The sequence below is a fragment of the Rhodococcus sp. D-6 genome, assembly GCF_040256695.1.
Taxonomy (GTDB): Bacteria; Actinomycetota; Actinomycetes; order Mycobacteriales; family Mycobacteriaceae; genus Rhodococcus; species Rhodococcus pyridinivorans.
Window position 1 is genome coordinate 4,082,798 of record NZ_CP132970.1, and the last position, 17,391, is coordinate 4,100,188.

12 protein-coding genes and 1 pseudogene are annotated in these 17,391 nt (G+C 63.5%); 4 read left to right on the forward strand and 9 right to left on the reverse strand.

The genetic code is table 11. From position 1 onward, the window contains the following. Position 1: 1 nt before the first annotated feature. The 7 genes and pseudogenes from RBB84_RS19105 to RBB84_RS19135 form a co-directional block, all read right to left on the reverse strand. Complete coding sequence (locus tag RBB84_RS19105) at positions 2 to 2,695, reverse strand: DNA methyltransferase (protein WP_254584713.1); 2,694 nt, start codon at positions 2,693 to 2,695, stop codon at positions 2 to 4. A gap of 55 nt (positions 2,696 to 2,750) precedes the next feature. Further along, positions 2,751 to 3,167: a hypothetical protein gene (locus RBB84_RS19110; protein ID WP_191903117.1), complete on the reverse strand. Its 417-nt coding sequence runs from the start codon at positions 3,165 to 3,167 to the stop codon at positions 2,751 to 2,753. Further along, positions 3,164 to 5,299, reverse strand: coding sequence for a hypothetical protein (locus tag RBB84_RS19115; RefSeq protein WP_191903118.1), 2,136 nt, complete (start codon positions 5,297 to 5,299; stop codon positions 3,164 to 3,166). The genes RBB84_RS19110 and RBB84_RS19115 overlap by 4 nt, the downstream gene beginning before the upstream one ends. Then, a complete protein-coding gene (locus RBB84_RS19120) occupies positions 5,296 to 7,098 on the reverse strand; it encodes a hypothetical protein (RefSeq protein WP_191903119.1) in 1,803 nt (600 codons plus the stop codon). The genes RBB84_RS19115 and RBB84_RS19120 overlap by 4 nt, the downstream gene beginning before the upstream one ends. Further along, positions 7,095 to 8,591: a site-specific integrase gene (locus RBB84_RS19125; RefSeq protein ID WP_254584716.1), complete on the reverse strand. Its 1,497-nt coding sequence runs from the start codon at positions 8,589 to 8,591 to the stop codon at positions 7,095 to 7,097. The genes RBB84_RS19120 and RBB84_RS19125 overlap by 4 nt, the downstream gene beginning before the upstream one ends. Before the next feature lie 37 nt (positions 8,592 to 8,628). After that, positions 8,629 to 9,477: pseudogene (locus tag RBB84_RS19130) on the reverse strand (class I SAM-dependent DNA methyltransferase); the annotation flags it as partial. 398 nt (positions 9,478 to 9,875) lie between these two features. Further along, the gene (locus tag RBB84_RS19135; protein WP_193904264.1) at positions 9,876 to 10,226 is read right to left on the reverse strand and encodes a hypothetical protein; all 351 of its coding nucleotides are present in this window, start codon (positions 10,224 to 10,226) and stop codon (positions 9,876 to 9,878) included. A gap of 280 nt (positions 10,227 to 10,506) precedes the next feature. On the opposite strand from RBB84_RS19135, the gene RBB84_RS19140 reads away from it, so the two are divergent. Together RBB84_RS19140 and RBB84_RS19145 are read left to right on the forward strand one after the other, a co-directional pair. After that, complete coding sequence (locus tag RBB84_RS19140; protein ID WP_350246478.1) at positions 10,507 to 10,788, forward strand: hypothetical protein; 282 nt, start codon at positions 10,507 to 10,509, stop codon at positions 10,786 to 10,788. 55 nt (positions 10,789 to 10,843) lie between these two features. Then, entirely contained in the window at positions 10,844 to 12,322 is a 1,479-nt protein-coding gene (locus tag RBB84_RS19145) for a phosphotransferase (protein WP_350246480.1), read from the forward strand. Positions 12,323 to 12,380: 58 nt separating this feature from the next. On the opposite strand, the gene RBB84_RS19150 is transcribed toward RBB84_RS19145, so the two are convergent. Next, positions 12,381 to 12,647, reverse strand: coding sequence for a hypothetical protein (locus RBB84_RS19150; protein ID WP_350246482.1), 267 nt, complete (start codon positions 12,645 to 12,647; stop codon positions 12,381 to 12,383). Positions 12,648 to 12,824: 177 nt separating this feature from the next. Between RBB84_RS19150 and RBB84_RS19155 the strand changes: the two genes are divergently transcribed. Further along, positions 12,825 to 14,456, forward strand: a complete 1,632-nt coding sequence (locus RBB84_RS19155) for an IS1634 family transposase (protein WP_203011628.1) — start codon at positions 12,825 to 12,827, stop codon at positions 14,454 to 14,456. Here RBB84_RS19155 and RBB84_RS19160 read toward each other — a convergent pair. Beyond that, positions 14,453 to 16,810 carry an ATP-dependent DNA helicase RecG gene (locus RBB84_RS19160; RefSeq protein WP_350246483.1) on the reverse strand — a complete coding sequence of 786 codons (2,358 nt, stop codon included), beginning with the start codon at positions 16,808 to 16,810 and terminating at the stop codon, positions 14,453 to 14,455. The genes RBB84_RS19155 and RBB84_RS19160 overlap by 4 nt on opposite strands. A gap of 257 nt (positions 16,811 to 17,067) precedes the next feature. On the opposite strand from RBB84_RS19160, the gene RBB84_RS19165 reads away from it, so the two are divergent. Beyond that, positions 17,068 to 17,334, forward strand: coding sequence for a hypothetical protein (locus RBB84_RS19165; RefSeq protein WP_138846021.1), 267 nt, complete (start codon positions 17,068 to 17,070; stop codon positions 17,332 to 17,334). The last annotated feature ends 57 nt before the right edge of the window (positions 17,335 to 17,391 follow it).

Below are 17,391 nucleotides of genomic sequence, written 5' to 3' on the forward strand. Positions count from 1 at the left end.
CTCACTTCTTCGCCTCCGCATTCGCCGTCTGCTCGTACATACCGAACAAGAACGACAACCGATCCTCATCGGAGTCGAAGCCTCGCTTCCGGTAGATCACGTCGACGGCCTGATCGAGTTCCTGGTGAGCCAACCGTAGGTCGTCGGGCATGAGGTCAGGATCGTAGAGGTCAGCGAGCGTCTTCTCGGAGTGGTACTCGCGTACATCGAGTACTCGCAAAGCCAATTCGTTCATCTCCGCCTTCGTAGAGCTAGTGAGGCGAGGCACTGGGAAATTGTTGTAGACGATCGTATTTGAGTACTGATAACGCATTTCGTGACGGCCGGTGACCGCCCGCGTCCAAGTCATATGCATGCGCGAAGTCAACAGTGAGAATACCCACGGCTCGGCATTATACAAGGCAAACGCCTTATTCGAGACGACCGTATCGGCATCGAGGTACCCGATCGGGATGTAATCGCGACGTTCCGATGAGATGCTCGGAATAATTATTGACTCGGTTGGTTTATAACTGATCTGAACAAATCGGTGCGGTTTCTCAGCGAATGCAACTGTGCTTGGGGCTTTACTTGCAGACCTGCTCGCAGAAACTAGTTCCAATCGCTGGACGATCGGCTTGATCGATCGCGCACGTGCCAAATCTCTGTCGTCGATCCACAGGCAGTACCGTGTGAGACCTTTGATGAACTCGTCTGATCCGACGTACGCCTTAACGAAAGCCTCAGCGTCGGGCGCCTCAGCTACGAGCCTTTCCTTTTCCTCGGGAGTGAGGATTAACCCCCCTCCGTCACGTGGCATGGATCCGAACACCATTGAGGGAAGCTCGCCACCGCAGCCAATTGGAGACTTCCGTCGTTCGATCAGCACGAAGGGGCCATCTGCGAGATACCCATTGATATTATCCGCTTCGATGCGAAGTTCGTTGGAATAGAGGTATTTCACCCCCGCCCGGGCATTCCGGAGGTTAACAACCGCGACGGTTACGCCAGCGTTGCGGCGCGCATTGTTCTCCCACTTGAAGGAAGTGTAGGCGTAACCGATTTCCAGCCCCATGCCGAACAGGGTTGGAAATAGGAGGCCTACGTGCTCACCCTGCGAAATGGAATTAGTGGTAACAAAAGCAATTTCAGCGCGCGTTCCCTTAATGTAGTCAGCGCCCTTGATGAACCAGAGGGATATATAGTTTAGATTCTTCGAGTACGGACGAGTTCCGAATACGTACGAATAGTCAGTCTTTTGCTCTTTCGTTTGAACCTTACCACCAGCATATGGAGGGTTCCCTATGAGATAAATCTCTTCATTCCCGCTGTTTGGGCAGACTTGCTGCCAGTCGACGCGGGTCGCGTTCCCTTGCCTGACTCGTCCAGCTTCTTTTAGCGGGATCAGCGGCAGGTCAATTCCGAACTTGTCGAAGAATTCAACGTTCATCTGGTGTTTTGCGATCCATAGGGACAAGATCGCGACCTCGACAGCAAAGTCGTCGAGCTCGATGCCGAAGAAGTTCTCGATGTTGATTTGCGACCCCACGAACATCGCATGCTGCCGGTCCGTGCGCAGATCCTGGAGCCGCTCGAGGATCGCGTGTTCGAGTTTGCGTAGCTCTTTGTAGGCGATGACCAGGAAGTTTCCCGATCCACAGGCGGGGTCGAAGATTTTGATCTTGCTGATGCGTGTCAATAGCGCTTCGAGCTTAGTGATACTGCCGAAGCCTGCATTCAGCTGTTCCTTGAGGTCGTCGAGGAACAAGGGCTCGATCGTCTTCAGAATGTTCGGAACCGACGTGTAATGCTGTCCAAGATCCGATCGTTGCCCAGGTGTCACCACAGCTTGGAACATCGATCCGAAGATGTCGGGGTTGATCTCGCTCCAGAGCAATCGGCCGGATTCGATCAGCAGGTCTCGGGCCTTCTTGTTGAACTTCGGAACTGTGTGGTGTGCCTCGACTGTGAAGAGGCGGCCGTTCACATACGGAAACGCGGCGAGGTGGGCCGGCTTCGGGGAGCCGTCAGGCGTGTCGAGGGCGGTGAAGAGGTCGGTCAAGAGCTGGTCGACGTCGGAGCCGTCCGGCTGGGTGAGGTTGCTTACGGCTTCGGTGAACTGGCCCGACTTGAAGATCCCGGTGTCCTCAGCAAAGAAGCAGAACAGCAACCTGGTGAAGAACACGTTGAGGGCATGGCGGGCTTGCGGAGACCCGTGAATCCCCGGGTTGATCGCGACCAGTTCGTCGAACAGCTTCGCCATACGTTCGGCTGCTTTGACGTCCGCATGCGCCTCACCGACGTACTGGGCCTTCTCCATCCCCGCCCACGGCAGGAAGAACGTGAAGTGTTTGTCGATGTCGGTGATGGGCGCTGCCAGCGTCTCGTTGGTTTTGGTGTCGACCGCCAGTAGATCCTTGAAATCTGTGACGATGACAAATCGGCAGCTGTACCTGACGACGGTCGGTGAGGTCCGCAACTCGTCGATGACGCCGTACAGATCCTCGGTGGTCGACTTGAAGTAGACGACGTTCTTCTGTCCGACCTCGGTGGTCGGGTCGTCAGCGATGTTCAGGGAGCCGTTGCGCAACCTGGTGATATTGCCGGCTGAGCGTCCGTAGGCTGCGAGGAGTTCGAAGATGAACTCGCGGTCGTAGGACGTGCGGTTCGCCAGCGGCTTCACGCGTTCCTCGACGGATTTGAGGTTTAACCGCATGTCGGTGCTCCTGCTTCTTTCTTTCCTGACCAGGTGGTGATGGAACGGTCTCTGTTCACTGTTTCTCTCCCTGACGTGGACCGATCGGCACGACTCGCCCGGGGCGTTGACGTTCCCGTAGCTGATCGTTCTCCAGCGCCAGCATCTGAATGATCCGTTCGAGTTGGTGGACGGTTTCCTGCAGGGCTGTGACGTGTGCGGTGAGTTCGTCGATGCGTCGCTGTGCGTCATCTCGCTCATCGCGAAGCGCCACCAATGCAGGTGGGGCGTCGGTGTTCGCTATCCGTGCTCGGAACTCGGCTTGAAGGTCGGTGTGGCGGTGCGTGAGTAGCCAGCGTTTGATCTGCGCTTCTTCGGCGAGCGATTTGATGGTGAGCTTGCCGTCCGAGTGCAGGGCTTCGCCTGCGATGAGGCGGTTCATCGCGTCGCGGATCGCCCGCCGTACGTCGTCGTCTGTTGTTTCCATCGTCATCGGTGTCCCCGAGGATTGCGGTGGTGATCGATGATCTGGTTCAGGTTGTCGATGCGTTGTTCCAAACGCACTTTCAGTGGGAGCGGGGTGGCCGGACTCGCGATCTCGTTGCGGGCCTGGTCCATGGCCGCTTCGGCGTCGGCGATATTGCGGTCGGTGCGCGCGATGTTGCCGCAGTTGGGTTGGCAGTTGGTGATGTCCGGTGACGCCTCGACCCTTGTTGCTCTGTCCCGATCGGGGTGGCACAGGGCTTTGGACTGGTCGTAGCAGCAGCTCACGAACTGCTCGTTGTTGTCGTAGATCCGCAACCGCGGGTTCGAGCGCAGGGCTGCGGCTTGACGGTTGGTCAGGTACCGGCCACCGAACTGTCGGCGGTAGAGGCGGACGCCGTCCCGGTACCGCTGCGCGGCGGGCCCGGTAACGGATTCGCCGTTGTCGAGGCGGGTGTAGGCGGCTTCGAGGTACTCGGCAGCAGCCAGGGCCTCTTCCATGGGGAACACGTCCCGTAGGCCGCTGGCGACTCGGGAGCCGTAGCCGTCGGTGCTGTGTCCCCGAAGGTGTCCGTACTGGATCCCCAGTGAGATCCGTCCCCCGGGTTGGCGGTAGATGAACCACGCGAGGGTGCGACGGAATCGTTTGAGGACAACCGGGCCGTCGGGATCAGCGGGAATGAGTTCGTAGGGACGGCCGAACTCGTCGGCCTTGGTGTTGCACCAGGAGATCAGGTCCATTGTGCGGTCACGAATCATCCGTGGATGCACGGACTTGTCGGCGTCAGTGTTCCGGAACGGCGTGAATGCCCGGAGCGGAAAGAGCAGGTCACTGTCGGGATGCAGTGCTTCCATCACTTCGATTGCTTTGGCGACTGGCGTGATTGCCTGCCACGGTTGGTCGCGCTCGCTTCCGCCCGGAAGGGTGTTGCCGGACTCGTCGAGTGCGTTCTTGAAGACGCGGCCGTAGATTAGGTATCTGGCCTGCCCGGTCGTCTCGTCGGTGGTCGTGCGGCAGCAGCCATGCCGCAATGCTCGACATTCTTCGCCGCGCATGCCGGTCAGGTACGCCACCACAATGAATGCTGCGGTCGACAATAGGCGGGACAGGTCGTCGACGTCGTAGAAGTTGATTCCCCCGGTCCAGGGTTGGTTATCGATGGTGCCGGTGATCGGTACCGGCAGCTCTGCCTCGTCAATCGGCTCGAGATCACCGAAGACGCGATCCATCGCACCAAGGTGAAGGACGTCCTCCGTATCCAGTCCCACCTGCCACCCGATGAACTGCTTGGCGATGCAGCGTTGGCCTGGGCGGTTGTTCGGGTAGAACCCTGGAATCGTCTTGGACGACCTCCGCCGCTGCTGTGCATAGTTGCCGAAACGCTCGCTGGGCGTCAGGCCGTCGAGATGCGGAATACGTGGTGGATTCGACTTGGTGCGGGTCGCTGCGATGATGTCCGCACTGAAGTCGGTGCAGAACCGGATCGCCCAGACGAGCAGCGCCGACATGGTCTGCGGATGGATCGGCGGAGTGCGGTTCTCCGCGGACCACTTGGCGTCGCCGAGGACGTCCGCTCGGGCGAGGGTGTCTTCCCAGTAGGGGCGGATCAAGGTATCGGTGTCGGGTAGGTACGGCCCGTACAGCCAGCATCGTGTGATCGCGAAGAGTCGGTTCGCCTGGCTCTCACGACTAAGCCCGCTGGCGGCTATCTCGGAGCAGTAGCGTCGATACACGTTGTCGGTAACACCGTCGAGGCGGTGAATGTCTTGTCCATCAAGCCATGTCATCCACAGCCGCAGAAATCCGGCGTAAACGACGATGGAGCCGACCGACAACTGGGAACGCGTCGCGGTCGGTCGTTCCAGGTCCTCTATGGGTGTGGGCACGTTCAGGCAGAGCCAGAGGAGCCGCTTCGCTGCCGAACGGAACGGCGGCGGGAAGGTGTCGAAGTTGATGGATCGAGAGCCCGTAACGGTGGGTTTGTGCAGTAGTGGAGCGAGATCCCAGCGGTTGTCTCCGAACCGAGAGATCGGCTCGGTGTAGGTAGGTGCGATGCGGGTCTTGTCGACGATGATCGGATCGGAGTCCGACACGGCCACCGGGGTTGGGACAGATGCTGCTGTGGAAAAGTGCGCCGTCATCCGTCGAGCCTCCGATTCAGCAGCCGGTGGACGATCTCTCGGTCCTCGTCGCGGGCAGCATCACGTGCTTGGACGATCTCGGCGGTCTTGGCGTTGGTCGTGAGGATGGTGCGCAGCCGTGCGTAGTGTTCGGCGAAGTCTCGGTCCCACCGGTTCGAGGTCACCACGGTCGCGATGTCGTCGAGTGCGTCGAGGAGGACGACCAGGCGTGGCAGATGCCGGGGCGTGATCACTGCGTTGCCGCATGCGAAGCACGCGAAGAACGAGGCCGGGCATGGTTGGCCAGCCTCGACGGCGAATGGGCTGCCGAAAAAGTCCACGCAGGCCGCGGTCGGCGTGTCCAGGCGTCCCGCCAGGAGCAACTCGAGCGTGTGAACCGGGACATCAAGGGCCGAGGCCACTGCTTCCGGGTTCTGCTTCGCCTGCTCGACCTCACTGATGCTCATCGCGCGGACGTGGACCGAGGCGTGTGCGTGTGCGACGGCGTCGTTCAACCCGGCAGTGATCGTCTCGGAGGCTGCTTCTGCGGTGAGCGGGTCCGGGCGCCGGTAGATGTCCTCGCTCTCGGTCTCGGTGTTCTGTCGTGCCGTCTGGTTCAAGACCTGCTCGGTCAACCGGAGACGCCGAAACGTCCACGTCGGGCCGCCTGAGGTCCGGCTTGCGCTGGACGTGCCGAGGCAAGCGGTCGTCCACTCGGTGCGGAACGGGCCGTCCGATGTGAGGTTCTTGTGCCGGTGGGCGACCAGCAGTTTGTCGGTCGGACGGCCGATCGCGTCCAGGGCGTCTCGGCACGGCTGGGTCAGGGTGACCGCACGCTCCCAGAGCTTTCCGGCCTCGCCAACGAGGATCTCGGTGGAGTATCGCCGGGTTCCTCGTCGCGGTTTGTCGACGTCTACGGTGTGAACGGGTTCCTCGGTGCCCGGGTCCGATGCCCGGAACGAGTCGACGGTCAGCGCGTTCATCACCGAAAGGTTGAATCCTCGCTCGCACACGAGCAGCACCATCAGGCACTGCACCTCGTCGATGCTCGGGAACAGTGCTTGCGCCGGGTTGGTGACGCCGCGCAGGTCGAAGCAGCTCTTCTGGCTCACTGCCCAGGCGAGGTACTGGGACGGCATCATCCCGGTGCGGGACAGGTGGGCCAACAGGGACCCGACAGTCCACCGTGTGCCCTGAACTCGGAAGGACGGGGCGTCGGCAGGTTCGGCGCCGTCGAGGTAGCGCTGCATCGCCGCAGTGTTCGTCTCGATTCGGCGAAGAGTTTGGTTCACACGTTGATTCGCCGCAGTGCGGATCGCCGTGAACTCATCACGGGTGTAGGCGTCATTCGCCGGGAGACGCTTACGTGGTTTCACCGCCTTCGCGCGCATCGCTCGACGGGTCGACTGCGGCAGCGTGGTCGCCTCCGACAGCAGGGCCCGCATCATCGTCACCTGCCCGGGCCAGCGCGTGTGCTTGTCCTTCTCCGATCGCCAAGCCCACCACACTTCGGCAGTCAGATCGGCCAGCGAGATGACGTGTGGATGGACCTCGGTCAGGTAGCGGGCCAGGTGCTTGGCCGTGCCGGCCGCCGCTTCTGCTGTCGCGACGGACTGCCAGCGCCCTCCCGGTGCGACTCCGCTGGCGAACGCACGGACGAGGTCATCGAGAAGTGCTGGTGCTGCATGAATATCGGTGAAGTCGAAAACCTTGCTGCGACCGTCGGGATCAACGAAGTTCACCTGTCTCACGGCGACGTCGATCAGGGACGGCCGGGCGTACTTTGCGGGTGGCAGCGATGCTGACGTCGACGGGCTCATCGCCGATCCTCGCTGTCCTGGATGCGGGGCGAGAGTTGTGCGACCCGGGAGACGAGGTCGTCGATCAGTGACCCGTCGGCCGGGTCGGAGTTGAGGAACAACTCGACCTGAAGTCCGGATACCGGTTCGAGGTAGCAGTCCCGGGTCGTCGCGAGGTTTGCGTGCCCGAGCATCGTTTGCACGAGGACCCACGGATCGCCGAACAGATGGCGGAACTCGCGGCGTTCGGCCGCCGTGATCCCCATCCGCAGGTCATGGGTGTAGATGAGCGCGACCAACATTCGCAGCGCAAACGAGTGCCGCAGCATGTGCGGGTGGCACCGAATGTCTACCCCGAGTCCGTGGCAACGTGCGTTGGCCGTAGAGAACACGGCCTCCCAGGTGCGGTAGGGCAGAGGCAGTCCGGCTTCCGACAGCCACAGCATCCAGGGCTCGAGTCCGCTCTCGCCCTCGACGAAGAAGTCGAGTCGGTCTTTCCAGTCGAGGTTGTCCAGGGGCACAGTGGCCGGTCGGCCGTCACCGTCTCGGTAGTGGACGATTCGGCGATGGTCGACCCGGTCCACCACCTTCTTCGTGGTGATCGCGGTGTAGCGGCCTTCGCGCTGGGCACGGTGGACGGCTTCACGTCGAGTCGACTCGCAGTAGTTGTCGATCAATTTCAAGGTGCGGCCCGAGATCCAGAAGTCCCGCCCACGGCCACCCTTGGCCACCGATTCGCTGACCCGGCCCCGGGTGTACTGCAGTTCCGAGGCGAACGACGGTAGCTCGGCGAGTACCAGCGATCCTCCTTCTCGGAGTCGTAATCCACTGGACCACAAGGTTTCTGCAAGAGCAAGGTTTCGGCCGTCGTTGCGGCCGCGCCACCGCTCGTCCCGCGTACCGTCCGGGAGGTATCCGCCGAGTCCGATGTCGCGCCACCGTACGTAGGCGCGGGGGGTCAACCACTTCACTCGGGTCGAACGCACGCTTTTCGGCAGCAGCTCCGGACGTAGGCTCCGCGGACCGGCGGGTTTCCCCTGGTTGACCATCACCACAGGTGAACGGCTCACCGTGCCTCGGTGTTGCTGCCAGCTGTAAAACTTCGAGATCGCCGCAAGCTCCCGCGAGAACTTGGCCGCACTCACTCGACGAGGGTTTCGGTCGTCGCGCCTGCGCCAGAACTCGAAGTCGGCGAGGTCATCGTGGGTGGCGTCCCGCCAATCCACTCCCTGGACGGCGAGGAACGACAGGAAGACCTTGAGGTCCATCGCGTACGAGGCCTGGGAATCGGCTGCCAGACGCGTGAACGTGTCGGAAGCGAAGAACAGTGAGACGTCGATGTCAGGTCGTCCGGTAGGTGACAGCAGGAACGGTTGTCCCGGGCGGATTCCAACAGCGGCTTCTCGCGCATCGATCGTGGGTGCGTACTTGAGCGCCACCGGGGAGGTCAGGCGCCGACGGCTAGGCCGCGCATAGGCCAGCCGCCATCCGCGCATCTCCTCGCTCTGCTTCACAGCAACATACGATGCCACAACACGCCGACATTTTACGGAACGGCGGGTTGGACATGCAGAAGTCGAAGTGGCGGCCCTTGAACGCGTCGTCGGTGAGGGTGTTGCCGAAGGCGATGTTGGTCGCGTCGTGGCCCTTGGCGAGCAGGTCGGACTTGCAGATCGCGTACGACTGCGGGTTGTACTCCTGGCCATACAGGCTCAGCTTCGCGTCGGGGTTCTGTGCAAGCAGGTGCTCCTCGGCCAGCGCGAGCATGCCGCCGGTGCCCGCGGTGGGGTCGTACAGCGTGCGGACGATGCCGGCCTCGGTCAGGTCGACATCCTTCTCCGCGAAGAGCAGGTCCACCAGCAGCCGGATCGCGTCCCGCGGGGTGTAGTGGTCACCGGAGGTTTCGTTCGCCGCCTCGTTGAACTTGCGGATGATGTACTCGAACGCATCGCCCATGTCGGCGTTGGAGACGACGTCCGGATGCAGGTCGATCGCCTTGAAGGACGTGATGACCTCGCGCAGCAGCTCCGCCTTCTCCAGGGCGAGGATCTCCTTTTTGAAGTCGAAGTACTCGAACACATCGACATCGGGCGAGAACCGGTCGATGTAGTCGGCCAAGTTGTCCGCCAGCCCGTCGGCGTCTTGGAGGAGGTTGGTGAAGGAGTAGTTCGAGGTGTTGTAGAACGGCCGCCCGGTGGCCTTCTTGACCTCGATCTTGAGCCTGTTGGGGTTGTCGTACTTCGCCGCCAGCTCGCGCACCGTCTCCCGATCGGGCTCGATGATGCAGTCGAGACGACGCAGGATCGTGAGCGGGAGGATCACGTTGCCGTACTGGTTGGGGCGATAAGGACCCCGAAGTTGGTCGGCGATCGACCAGATGAAGCTACCGAGGGTGCTCACAACGCTCCTTACAAAGGCTCACTCGACGACCGATTCGGACGCCCAGCAGCGAGCCTGTGCACGCCGTCCGGACAGGCGGCACACAGCCTGTAGCAGCCGGTACGTCAGAGAGACATCATCGCGCACTGTAACCCTCCCCGTTCCATGAGGGCGGCTGCGACGACGGGGCTTGGCAACTCTGCGGCAATCGGCTTCCGTGGGCCTGTCGGAACGGGTGGCATTCGTGCCTGCGCTGACCGTGCACGGACTTGATCGTGTCGGAGGCCGAAGGAGCCGACACTCCTTTGTCCGGCCAGTGGGGCGGCACTCGATCGTGCGGATCCATCGGGCAACGCCAACATGGAGCTGCCCCGCCCCTGTACTTCATGGTCGGGGCAGCGTCCGTGCGGCGACCGAACCTAGTCCATTCCGGCCTTCTCGTCCGCACGTGCCCGCGCTTCCACGCGCTCGGCGAGCCCCGGCACCCCGCGCTGCAGGTACTTGCAGCCGGTCGCGGTGTCGCCGCAGTCGGGGCAGAACGAGTCGATAGCGGTGTCGGCGGTGATCGTCGGCCACGCTGCGACTGTCACGGCCGGAACGTACACGGCGACGACGGCCGGATCACTGTGGGTGGCGCAGCACCCGATGACCGCCAGGTTGTCCTGTGGAGCACCGTCGGCGAGCTCCTGGGCTGTGAGCGAGCGTGCACGAACGATTCCGTGTCCGCAGGACGGGCACAGGTGCAGATCGGAAACGGTACGAGTGCGCATGCCGCACTCCCCCTTTCGACGGTCGGGCCCCAACCCGGATGGTCGGGGCTTCATGTCCTGTTTCGTGGCACCAGATTCCCTTGACGGGAGGGGGGTGTTGCACCGATGACCGGTACGGCTGGCAGGCCTACGGCTGGCAGGCCCATCTTGTCTGTCTGGCCGGCCTTGTGCACGCGAACCGGCCGGACACCTCTGTGCACCGACACGCGCGTGTGAAACACCCCGCACCCGGCGTTCATAACGTGCTGCGCATCAACCGATCCGAACGGAGGGATGCGTCATGAAGGACACGTCACTGCTGATCACCGCGACCATCGCCATGCACCCGAGCGCGTGCGACAACACGATCGATCTGACCGCGGTGGACGCCGACAGCCACCCGAATGATCCTCCCGCCTGGGAGCAGGAGATCCCCGTGGGCGACCACCCGACCCCGGCCTGGGGTCAGCAGCTCGCCGACGACGTCCTGGCAACGAACGGTTACCGGCGCGACGGGCAATGGTGGTGCAGCACCGACCTCACCGGTTACCCGTCGTCGACCGCCGATGTCGTACACGAGTAATCGACCGCCTCACCAGCTTCGCCGTACACCAACGATCCTTCGCTAATCTTCACTTGTGACCAGTTCGCATGACGACAACGGCAGTTACGTTCCGCTCCCAAAGTGGGAAACGAATGACCGAATCGGCGACCGCTGGGTTCTGAGAAAGAAACTCGGCGGTGCACATGTATGGTCCATTGATAGTGTGATTCCTCGTCCCCGGCAACCTCCCAAACGCGCAGTAGCCAAACGTATGCGGAACGACGATGCGTCGAAAACCGCCCGGGAACGCTTCTTCAACGAGGTCAAAGGGTTGGAAGCGTTGGGGAGAATCAAGGGCGTGGTTCCTCTCCTTGATCGAGAGCCTGGAGAACGCCCCCGATGGTTCGTCATGCAGACCGCGACGCCCCTGCAGGACTATGTTCGCGGCAAGGATTTCCGCTCGTTGGTCAGCCTGTTCGCTGAGTTAGCGGACACCCTTTTTAAACTCCATCAGGAGAAGGGACTCACGCATCGCGATATCAAACCGGACAACCTCTTCTGGCTTGAGAACACCCCCGCGTTTGGCGACTTCGGAATCGCGGGCTGGGAAGACAGAGTGAGACACACCCAAGAGCTCAACAAGCTTGGGCCGTTCGCTTACTTAGCACCCGAGGCGCTAAATCCGAAACCCACTACATATTGGCCCGCTGCGGACGTGTACTCACTCATAAAGACAATGTGGTCTCTAGCTGAGTACCAGTACGAGTGCGCTTTGGCGGACGCGACCGAAGAGCCGGACGCCACCGAAGAGCGAGCCGAGGTACCGATCTTGTTCCCACCACAGGGAGAGATGAACTCAACCACGGAGTGGGCCTATTCGTTCCGCCGCTTTTTCGGGCCAGCGGGTTATCCCCTCGACCCACTTCTCCGGGATGCCACATCGAATGATCCATTCCGCAGACCGACCGCACGGGAAATTCGGGACGAATTCCAGTCCTGGCTTCGTTTGACGCAAGGCATAGAGCCCGCACCCTCTCCTCGCAGCGTCTACGGAACATTGGTGACCAACCACGAGAGGTTCAATCAGGCCAAAGCACAGTATTTCACAACCCTTCAGTCGGAGATCAAGTCTGCATTTAAGAACGTGGTCTTCGACTCAAGCGTCAAAGTTGATTGGCGTTTCGATGCCGATGATCAGGTCGATGGCCCAGCCGTTTTGGCGTCTCACGGCCGGAATGCGCCCATCGGTGATTATGAGGGAGATGGGCCTCCTCCGCCCGAGCCGTGGGAGGGAGCGCTGATCCTCCGACTCGTGCCAGACCAGGGAGACCTTCAGACGATTGTCGGCGGCGTGATGGGGGACGACTCGGCTCGCCCGACGGTCGACCTAGTCGCGGAGGTCCATCGGACCGATTCTGGAGGGAAACGGACATTGGTCAGAGAATGGACCAGGAACAACATCAACGCCGAAGGGGCTGTCATTGTGGAAGCGCTCCGCGACATCCTTCAGGAACTGACCGCTCAGATTCCTATTTCCCCAGACAGTCGGTGGACCAGCAGCAGGGTGGTCTAAGTATGCGGCTGTCGATCTGCACCCCTGCAGGACTGCCAACGTCTTCCCCGCATAGCGCTCAACTTCGCCGCAGGTAGTGGGCGTCCTCCCCCAAGGCGCGTTCGACTTCGGCGCGCAGGGTCGGTCGGCGGAGGAGGTGTGGGTCGGCCGCGAGCATCTGCTGTGCGTCCGCGCGGGCGGCGTGCATCAGCTCGGCGTCGGCGAGCAGGTCCGCGACGAGCAGCCCTGCGCGGTGCCCGGCCTGGGCGGTGCCAGCGAGTGCGCCGGGTCCGCGGAGCTCGAGGTCGACGTTGGCGAGCTTGAAGCCGTCCGTCGTTTCGCACATCGCGTCCATGCGGGCCTGTCCGATGTCGGACACCTCACCGGTGAGGACGCAGAACCCGGGGTGCTTGCCTCCTGAGTTAGGACATTACTGGCGGGTAGAACACCTGTCGAGGCTTCCACCTGCGCATTCACGACGTCGACGAAGCGGATCGGGACACTAAGCAGGTAGGTTCGGGCCGTGGCATTCGTGCGGAAAGTGCGCACCGCATCCGGAGCGGTCGCGGTGCAGGTCGTGCGCAAACACCGCGGCCGGCACGAGATCCTCGCTCACGTCGGGTCCGCGCATACCGACGTCGAGCTGGGCATTCTGCTCGAACGAGCCCGACACCTGCTGCACGGCGATCAAGGCGTGCTGGAGCTGGATGTGCCGACGCCCGTCGAGCAGATCGCCGATGTTGCCGACTGGCGGACCGGCCAACTGCCCGGCCCGACGACGAGCAAGGGTGGCGAGCTCGCCGGGGCGGGACGAACCGTGCGCACCAGCGCCCGGTTGCTCTACGACGTGCTCACCTTCGTCTACGACGGGCTCGGCTTCGACATCATCGACGACGCGGTGTTCAAAGACCTGGTCATCGCCCGGATCGTCGAACCGACCTCGAAGATCGATGCCCTGCGCGTCCTCGGCGATCTCGGCGCTGATCCGGTGTCGTACAAAACGATTCAACGCCACCTCGCGCAGATCATCACCGGCGACTACCGCGACCGGATCGCCCGCCGCTGCTTCGAGTACGCGGCCAGCACCGGCGGGTTGGGATTGCTGCTGTTCGATGTGACCACCTTGTACTTCGAGGCCGAGAAGGAAGACGACCTGCGCAAGGTCGGCTACTCCAAAGAGCGCCGGGTCGATCCACAAATCGTGGTCGGGTTGCTCGTCGACCGCACCGGGTTCCCACTGGAGATCGCCTGTTTCGAAGGCAACAAGGCCGAAACCCACACCCTGGTCCCCATGGTGCGTCAGTTCCAGGCCCGGCACGACCTCGAGGGCGTGGAGATGGTCATCGCCGCCGACGCCGGCATGCTGTCGGCGGCGAATCTCACCGCTCTCGACGAGGCCGGCCTGAAGTTCATCGTCGGCTCCCGGGTGACGAAGGCGCCCGCTGATCTGACGTCCCATTTCCATTGGCACGGTGATGTGTTCACCGATGGGCAGATCATCGACACCGTCACCCCCCGGCACGCCCGCAGCGTGGTCAACACCGTGAAAAGGCGGGCCGAACCGGTCTGGGATCCGGTTCGGCATCCCACCTCGTGGCGGGCGATCTGGCAGTACACCCGCAAACGTGCCGTGCGCGACAACCAGACTCTCAATGCCCAGGAGGCGAGGGCGCGGGCGGTGGTCGAGGGCACCCAGAAGTCGAAGGCGACGCGCTTCGTCAAGACCACCAGCGCAGGTCAGCGACTCGATGATGCCGCGCTGGCACGAGCTCGATCGCTGGTCGGCTTGAAGGGATACGTCACCAACATCCCGGTCACGCTCATGGAACCGGGCGAGGTGATCGGCAAGTACCACGACCTGTGGCATGTCGAGCAGTCGTTTCGCATGTCGAAGACCGATCTGCGGGCACGGCCGATGTTCCACCGCACCCGCGACGCCATCGAGGCGCACCTGACCATCGTGTTCGCCGCTCTGGCCGTCGCCCGCTGCGCCCAGGACCACACCGGTGTCGCGGTCGCGAGGCTGGTCAAGCAACTGCGGCCGCTGCGGACCTCGACCATCGCCATCAACGGTGCCGTCCAGGACTTTCCGCCGCAGATCCCTGCTGCCGAGCTGGAGATTCTCACCCGTCTCGGGTTCGAATCGGGACACTAAGCCAAATGTCCTAACTCAGGTCCGATGTCGGACACCTCACCGGTGAGGACGCAGAACCCGGGGTGCTTGCCTCGTCCGACGCGGCCGCGGAGCTGGTGGAGCTGCGCGAGACCGAAGTTGCCGGCGTCGAGGATGGTGATGGTGGTGGCGTTCGGTACCGACACACCGACTTCGATCACCGTGGTCGCGACGAGCACGTCGAGCTCTCCGATGCTGAAGGCGTGCATGATCTCGGCTCGGTCGGCCGGCTTCTGCCGGCCGGTAACCACCGCGATCCGCAGCCCGGACAGTGCACCGTCGGAGAGCGCTGTCGCGGTTTCCATGGCGGCAGCGGACTGCGCTTCGGATTCCTGGCCGGCCTTCGTTTCCGGCTCGGCAACAAGCGGGCAGACCACGAACGCCTGTCGACCTTCGGCGATCTGGGAGCGGACGAAGACCCAGTGTTCGTGGGCCGGGTCGTCCAGGGGGACCACCGGTTCCCACCGAGTCTTGATCGGAGTCCGGCCCGGGGGCAGCTCATCGAGGATGGAGATGTCGACGTCACCGAACTGGGTCATCGCCGCGGTACGCGGAATGGGTGTGGCGGTGGCGCCGAGTTCGTCGGCGATCGCACCGCCGGGGCCCTTGGCGAGCAACGCTGCACGCTGGTTCACTCCAAACCGGTGCTGCTCGTCGATCACTGCGAGACCGAGGCTTTTGAACTGCACGTCCTCGGACAGCAGGCCGGTGGTGCCGACGGCGATGTGGATCTCCCCCGAGGCGAGGCCGGCGAGCGCCTCGCGTCGGGCCTTGGGCTTGTTCTTGCCCGGGACGAGGACGGCTCGAAGGCCGAGCTGCTCGCAGGTTTCGGCGATCTCCTCGTAGTGCTGCTGGACGAGGACGCCGATGGGTGCCATGAGGGCTGCCTGGTGGCCGCCTTCGACGGCCATGAGCATGGCACCGATGGCCGTGGCGGTCTTCCCGCTACCAACGTCTCCCTGCAGTAGCCGCTTCATCGGCGACGGCGCCCGCAGATCGGCGGCGATCTCCTTCAGGACGCGGGTCTGGGCACCGGTCAGTGGCCACGGCAGCGAATCGAGCCACGGGCGGGTGAGCGTGCCGGTGGGTGCGTGCACTACCGCGGGTCGCTGCCGGGCGGCGTTGCGCTGCACACCCATCGCCAACTGCATCCGCAGCAGCTCGTCGTACGCGAGACGGTCCCTGCCCGAGGTGGCATCTGCGGCGTTGTCGGGGACGTGCACGGCGCGCAGCGCCTCGAGCCGACCCGGCAACTGCCGGGCGGTGCGGATCTGATCCGGGAGCGGATCGTCGAGCGCGGGCAGACGGCGCAGCGCGTCGAGGGCGGCGCGGTGCAGCGTCCACGTCGAGACCTGGTGTTTGTCGGACTGCGGGTACACCGGCACGAACGGGGCGGTGGCATCGCGCATCGGCGCGATCAGCGCACCGCCCATCTGGATGAACCCTTCCCATTCGGTGACGTCACCCCACATCAGCACGAGGTCGTCACGGCGGAAGCGCTGCGCCAGCCACGGCTGCTGGAATTGCATCGAGGTGACCCGGTAGCCGCCGGCGCCGATCTCGATGCGGGCGTACTTCTTGCCCCAGTCGGCTTTGGTGGACAGCACCTTGCCGACGGTGGCGACGTTCTTCATCCCGGGCCGCAGGGCCGACATGGGGGTGATCTCGGAGCGGTCGATGTAGCGCAGCGGCACCCGCATCATCAGGTCGTAGACCGTGGCGATGCCGGCGGCGGTGAGGCGTTCGAGTTCCTTGTCGCCGATGCCGGCGTCGTCTCGGATGCCGGCGAGGTCATCGATGGGGACGCCGCGCAGTCCGTCGAGAGTGCCTTCGAACTCGAGTGGTGGCTTGTGGGAGGGCTGCCTGAGGACGGCTGCGGCCGACAGCGTCGGGATGGTGCGGATCTCGACGTCGTGGCGGGGGCGAGCGTTTCGGGTTGTGTGCTGCGGTTTCGGTGTCCCCTGGTGCAGGGCCGGATCGGTGGCTGGCGCGGCAGGGCCGGCACCGAAACCACGCCGCGGCGCAGCGTGCTGTGGAGCGCGCAGTGCCGGATCCAGTGGGACACGCGGCGGGCCGGCGCCGAAGCCATGCCGCGGCGCGCGCTGCGGCGGGGGCTTCGCTTTCTGGGCGGTGGGACCGAGGAGCTGGGTGAGGTCGAACCCGAGGGCGCCGAGCTGGTCGGCGAAGGCCGGCAACTGAGCTCGAACGCGCTCGACGACGGCGGGGTGCCAGTGCGCCGACCGTGCGGCGGCCGACAGAATGGCTGTCGCCGAACCCGACTGGTGAAGCGCAATCACCGCGGCCCGCAAGGTATCGACCTGCTCGACTGCGGTCACCTCACCTCACCCTTCCCTGCCCGACAACGGCGGACAGCTCGCATCTGCGCGCATCTTCCCTGTACACCCCGACAAACTCCGGCGTGCGCCGCGAGCGGCACGGTACCGGCCGGCTTCACCAGTGGAGCGGCAGCTGAAACACCACGTGCCTGCGGTCGATACCGTCGCTGCACACCACATGAGGACCCGGGGCCACCGTCGGTGGCCCACCGCCTGCGCGGCCTTCCGCTGCGCCCGAGCCCCCGCAGGAGGGCCTCATGTTCGTTTCTGCTTCTGCTGCTTCGCAGTCGTTTCCGCCCGGCATCCGTGGCTGGGAGCACATGCCGTACGGCTACCGGCGCTGGAACGGCACCGTGTGGGCGCCTGCCTGGGTCGACCGGTACAACCAGCAGCTCGACCTCATCCGACGTCTGTTCGAGGCCGGTTACGACGTCGAGCACCATGTCGAGGACTGGTACCGGATGCTCACCGAGTTCGACCTGCTCGGCAAGGAACTCGACGCGCGTGAACGCGTCGCCCGGTAGACGATGACGGCCCCGTCCCTCGCGCGAGGGACGGGGCCGGGGCCGGTGCTGACGTCG

What these genes read in the sequence shown, in the direction of transcription:
- RBB84_RS19105 (WP_254584713.1), bottom strand. Translation starts at nt 2,695, where the DNA reads ATGCGGTTAAACCTCAAATCCGTCGAGGAACGCGTGAAGCCGCTGGCG.
- RBB84_RS19110 (WP_191903117.1), bottom strand. Translation starts at nt 3,167, where the DNA reads ATGACGATGGAAACAACAGACGACGACGTACGGCGGGCGATCCGCGAC.
- RBB84_RS19115 (WP_191903118.1), bottom strand. Translation starts at nt 5,299, where the DNA reads ATGACGGCGCACTTTTCCACAGCAGCATCTGTCCCAACCCCGGTGGCC.
- RBB84_RS19120 (WP_191903119.1), bottom strand. Translation starts at nt 7,098, where the DNA reads ATGAGCCCGTCGACGTCAGCATCGCTGCCACCCGCAAAGTACGCCCGG.
- RBB84_RS19135 (WP_193904264.1), bottom strand. Translation starts at nt 10,226, where the DNA reads ATGCGCACTCGTACCGTTTCCGATCTGCACCTGTGCCCGTCCTGCGGA.
- RBB84_RS19140 (WP_350246478.1), top strand. Translation starts at nt 10,507, where the DNA reads ATGAAGGACACGTCACTGCTGATCACCGCGACCATCGCCATGCACCCG.
- RBB84_RS19150 (WP_350246482.1), bottom strand. Translation starts at nt 12,647, where the DNA reads ATGTGCGAAACGACGGACGGCTTCAAGCTCGCCAACGTCGACCTCGAG.
- RBB84_RS19165 (WP_138846021.1), top strand. Translation starts at nt 17,068, where the DNA reads ATGTTCGTTTCTGCTTCTGCTGCTTCGCAGTCGTTTCCGCCCGGCATC.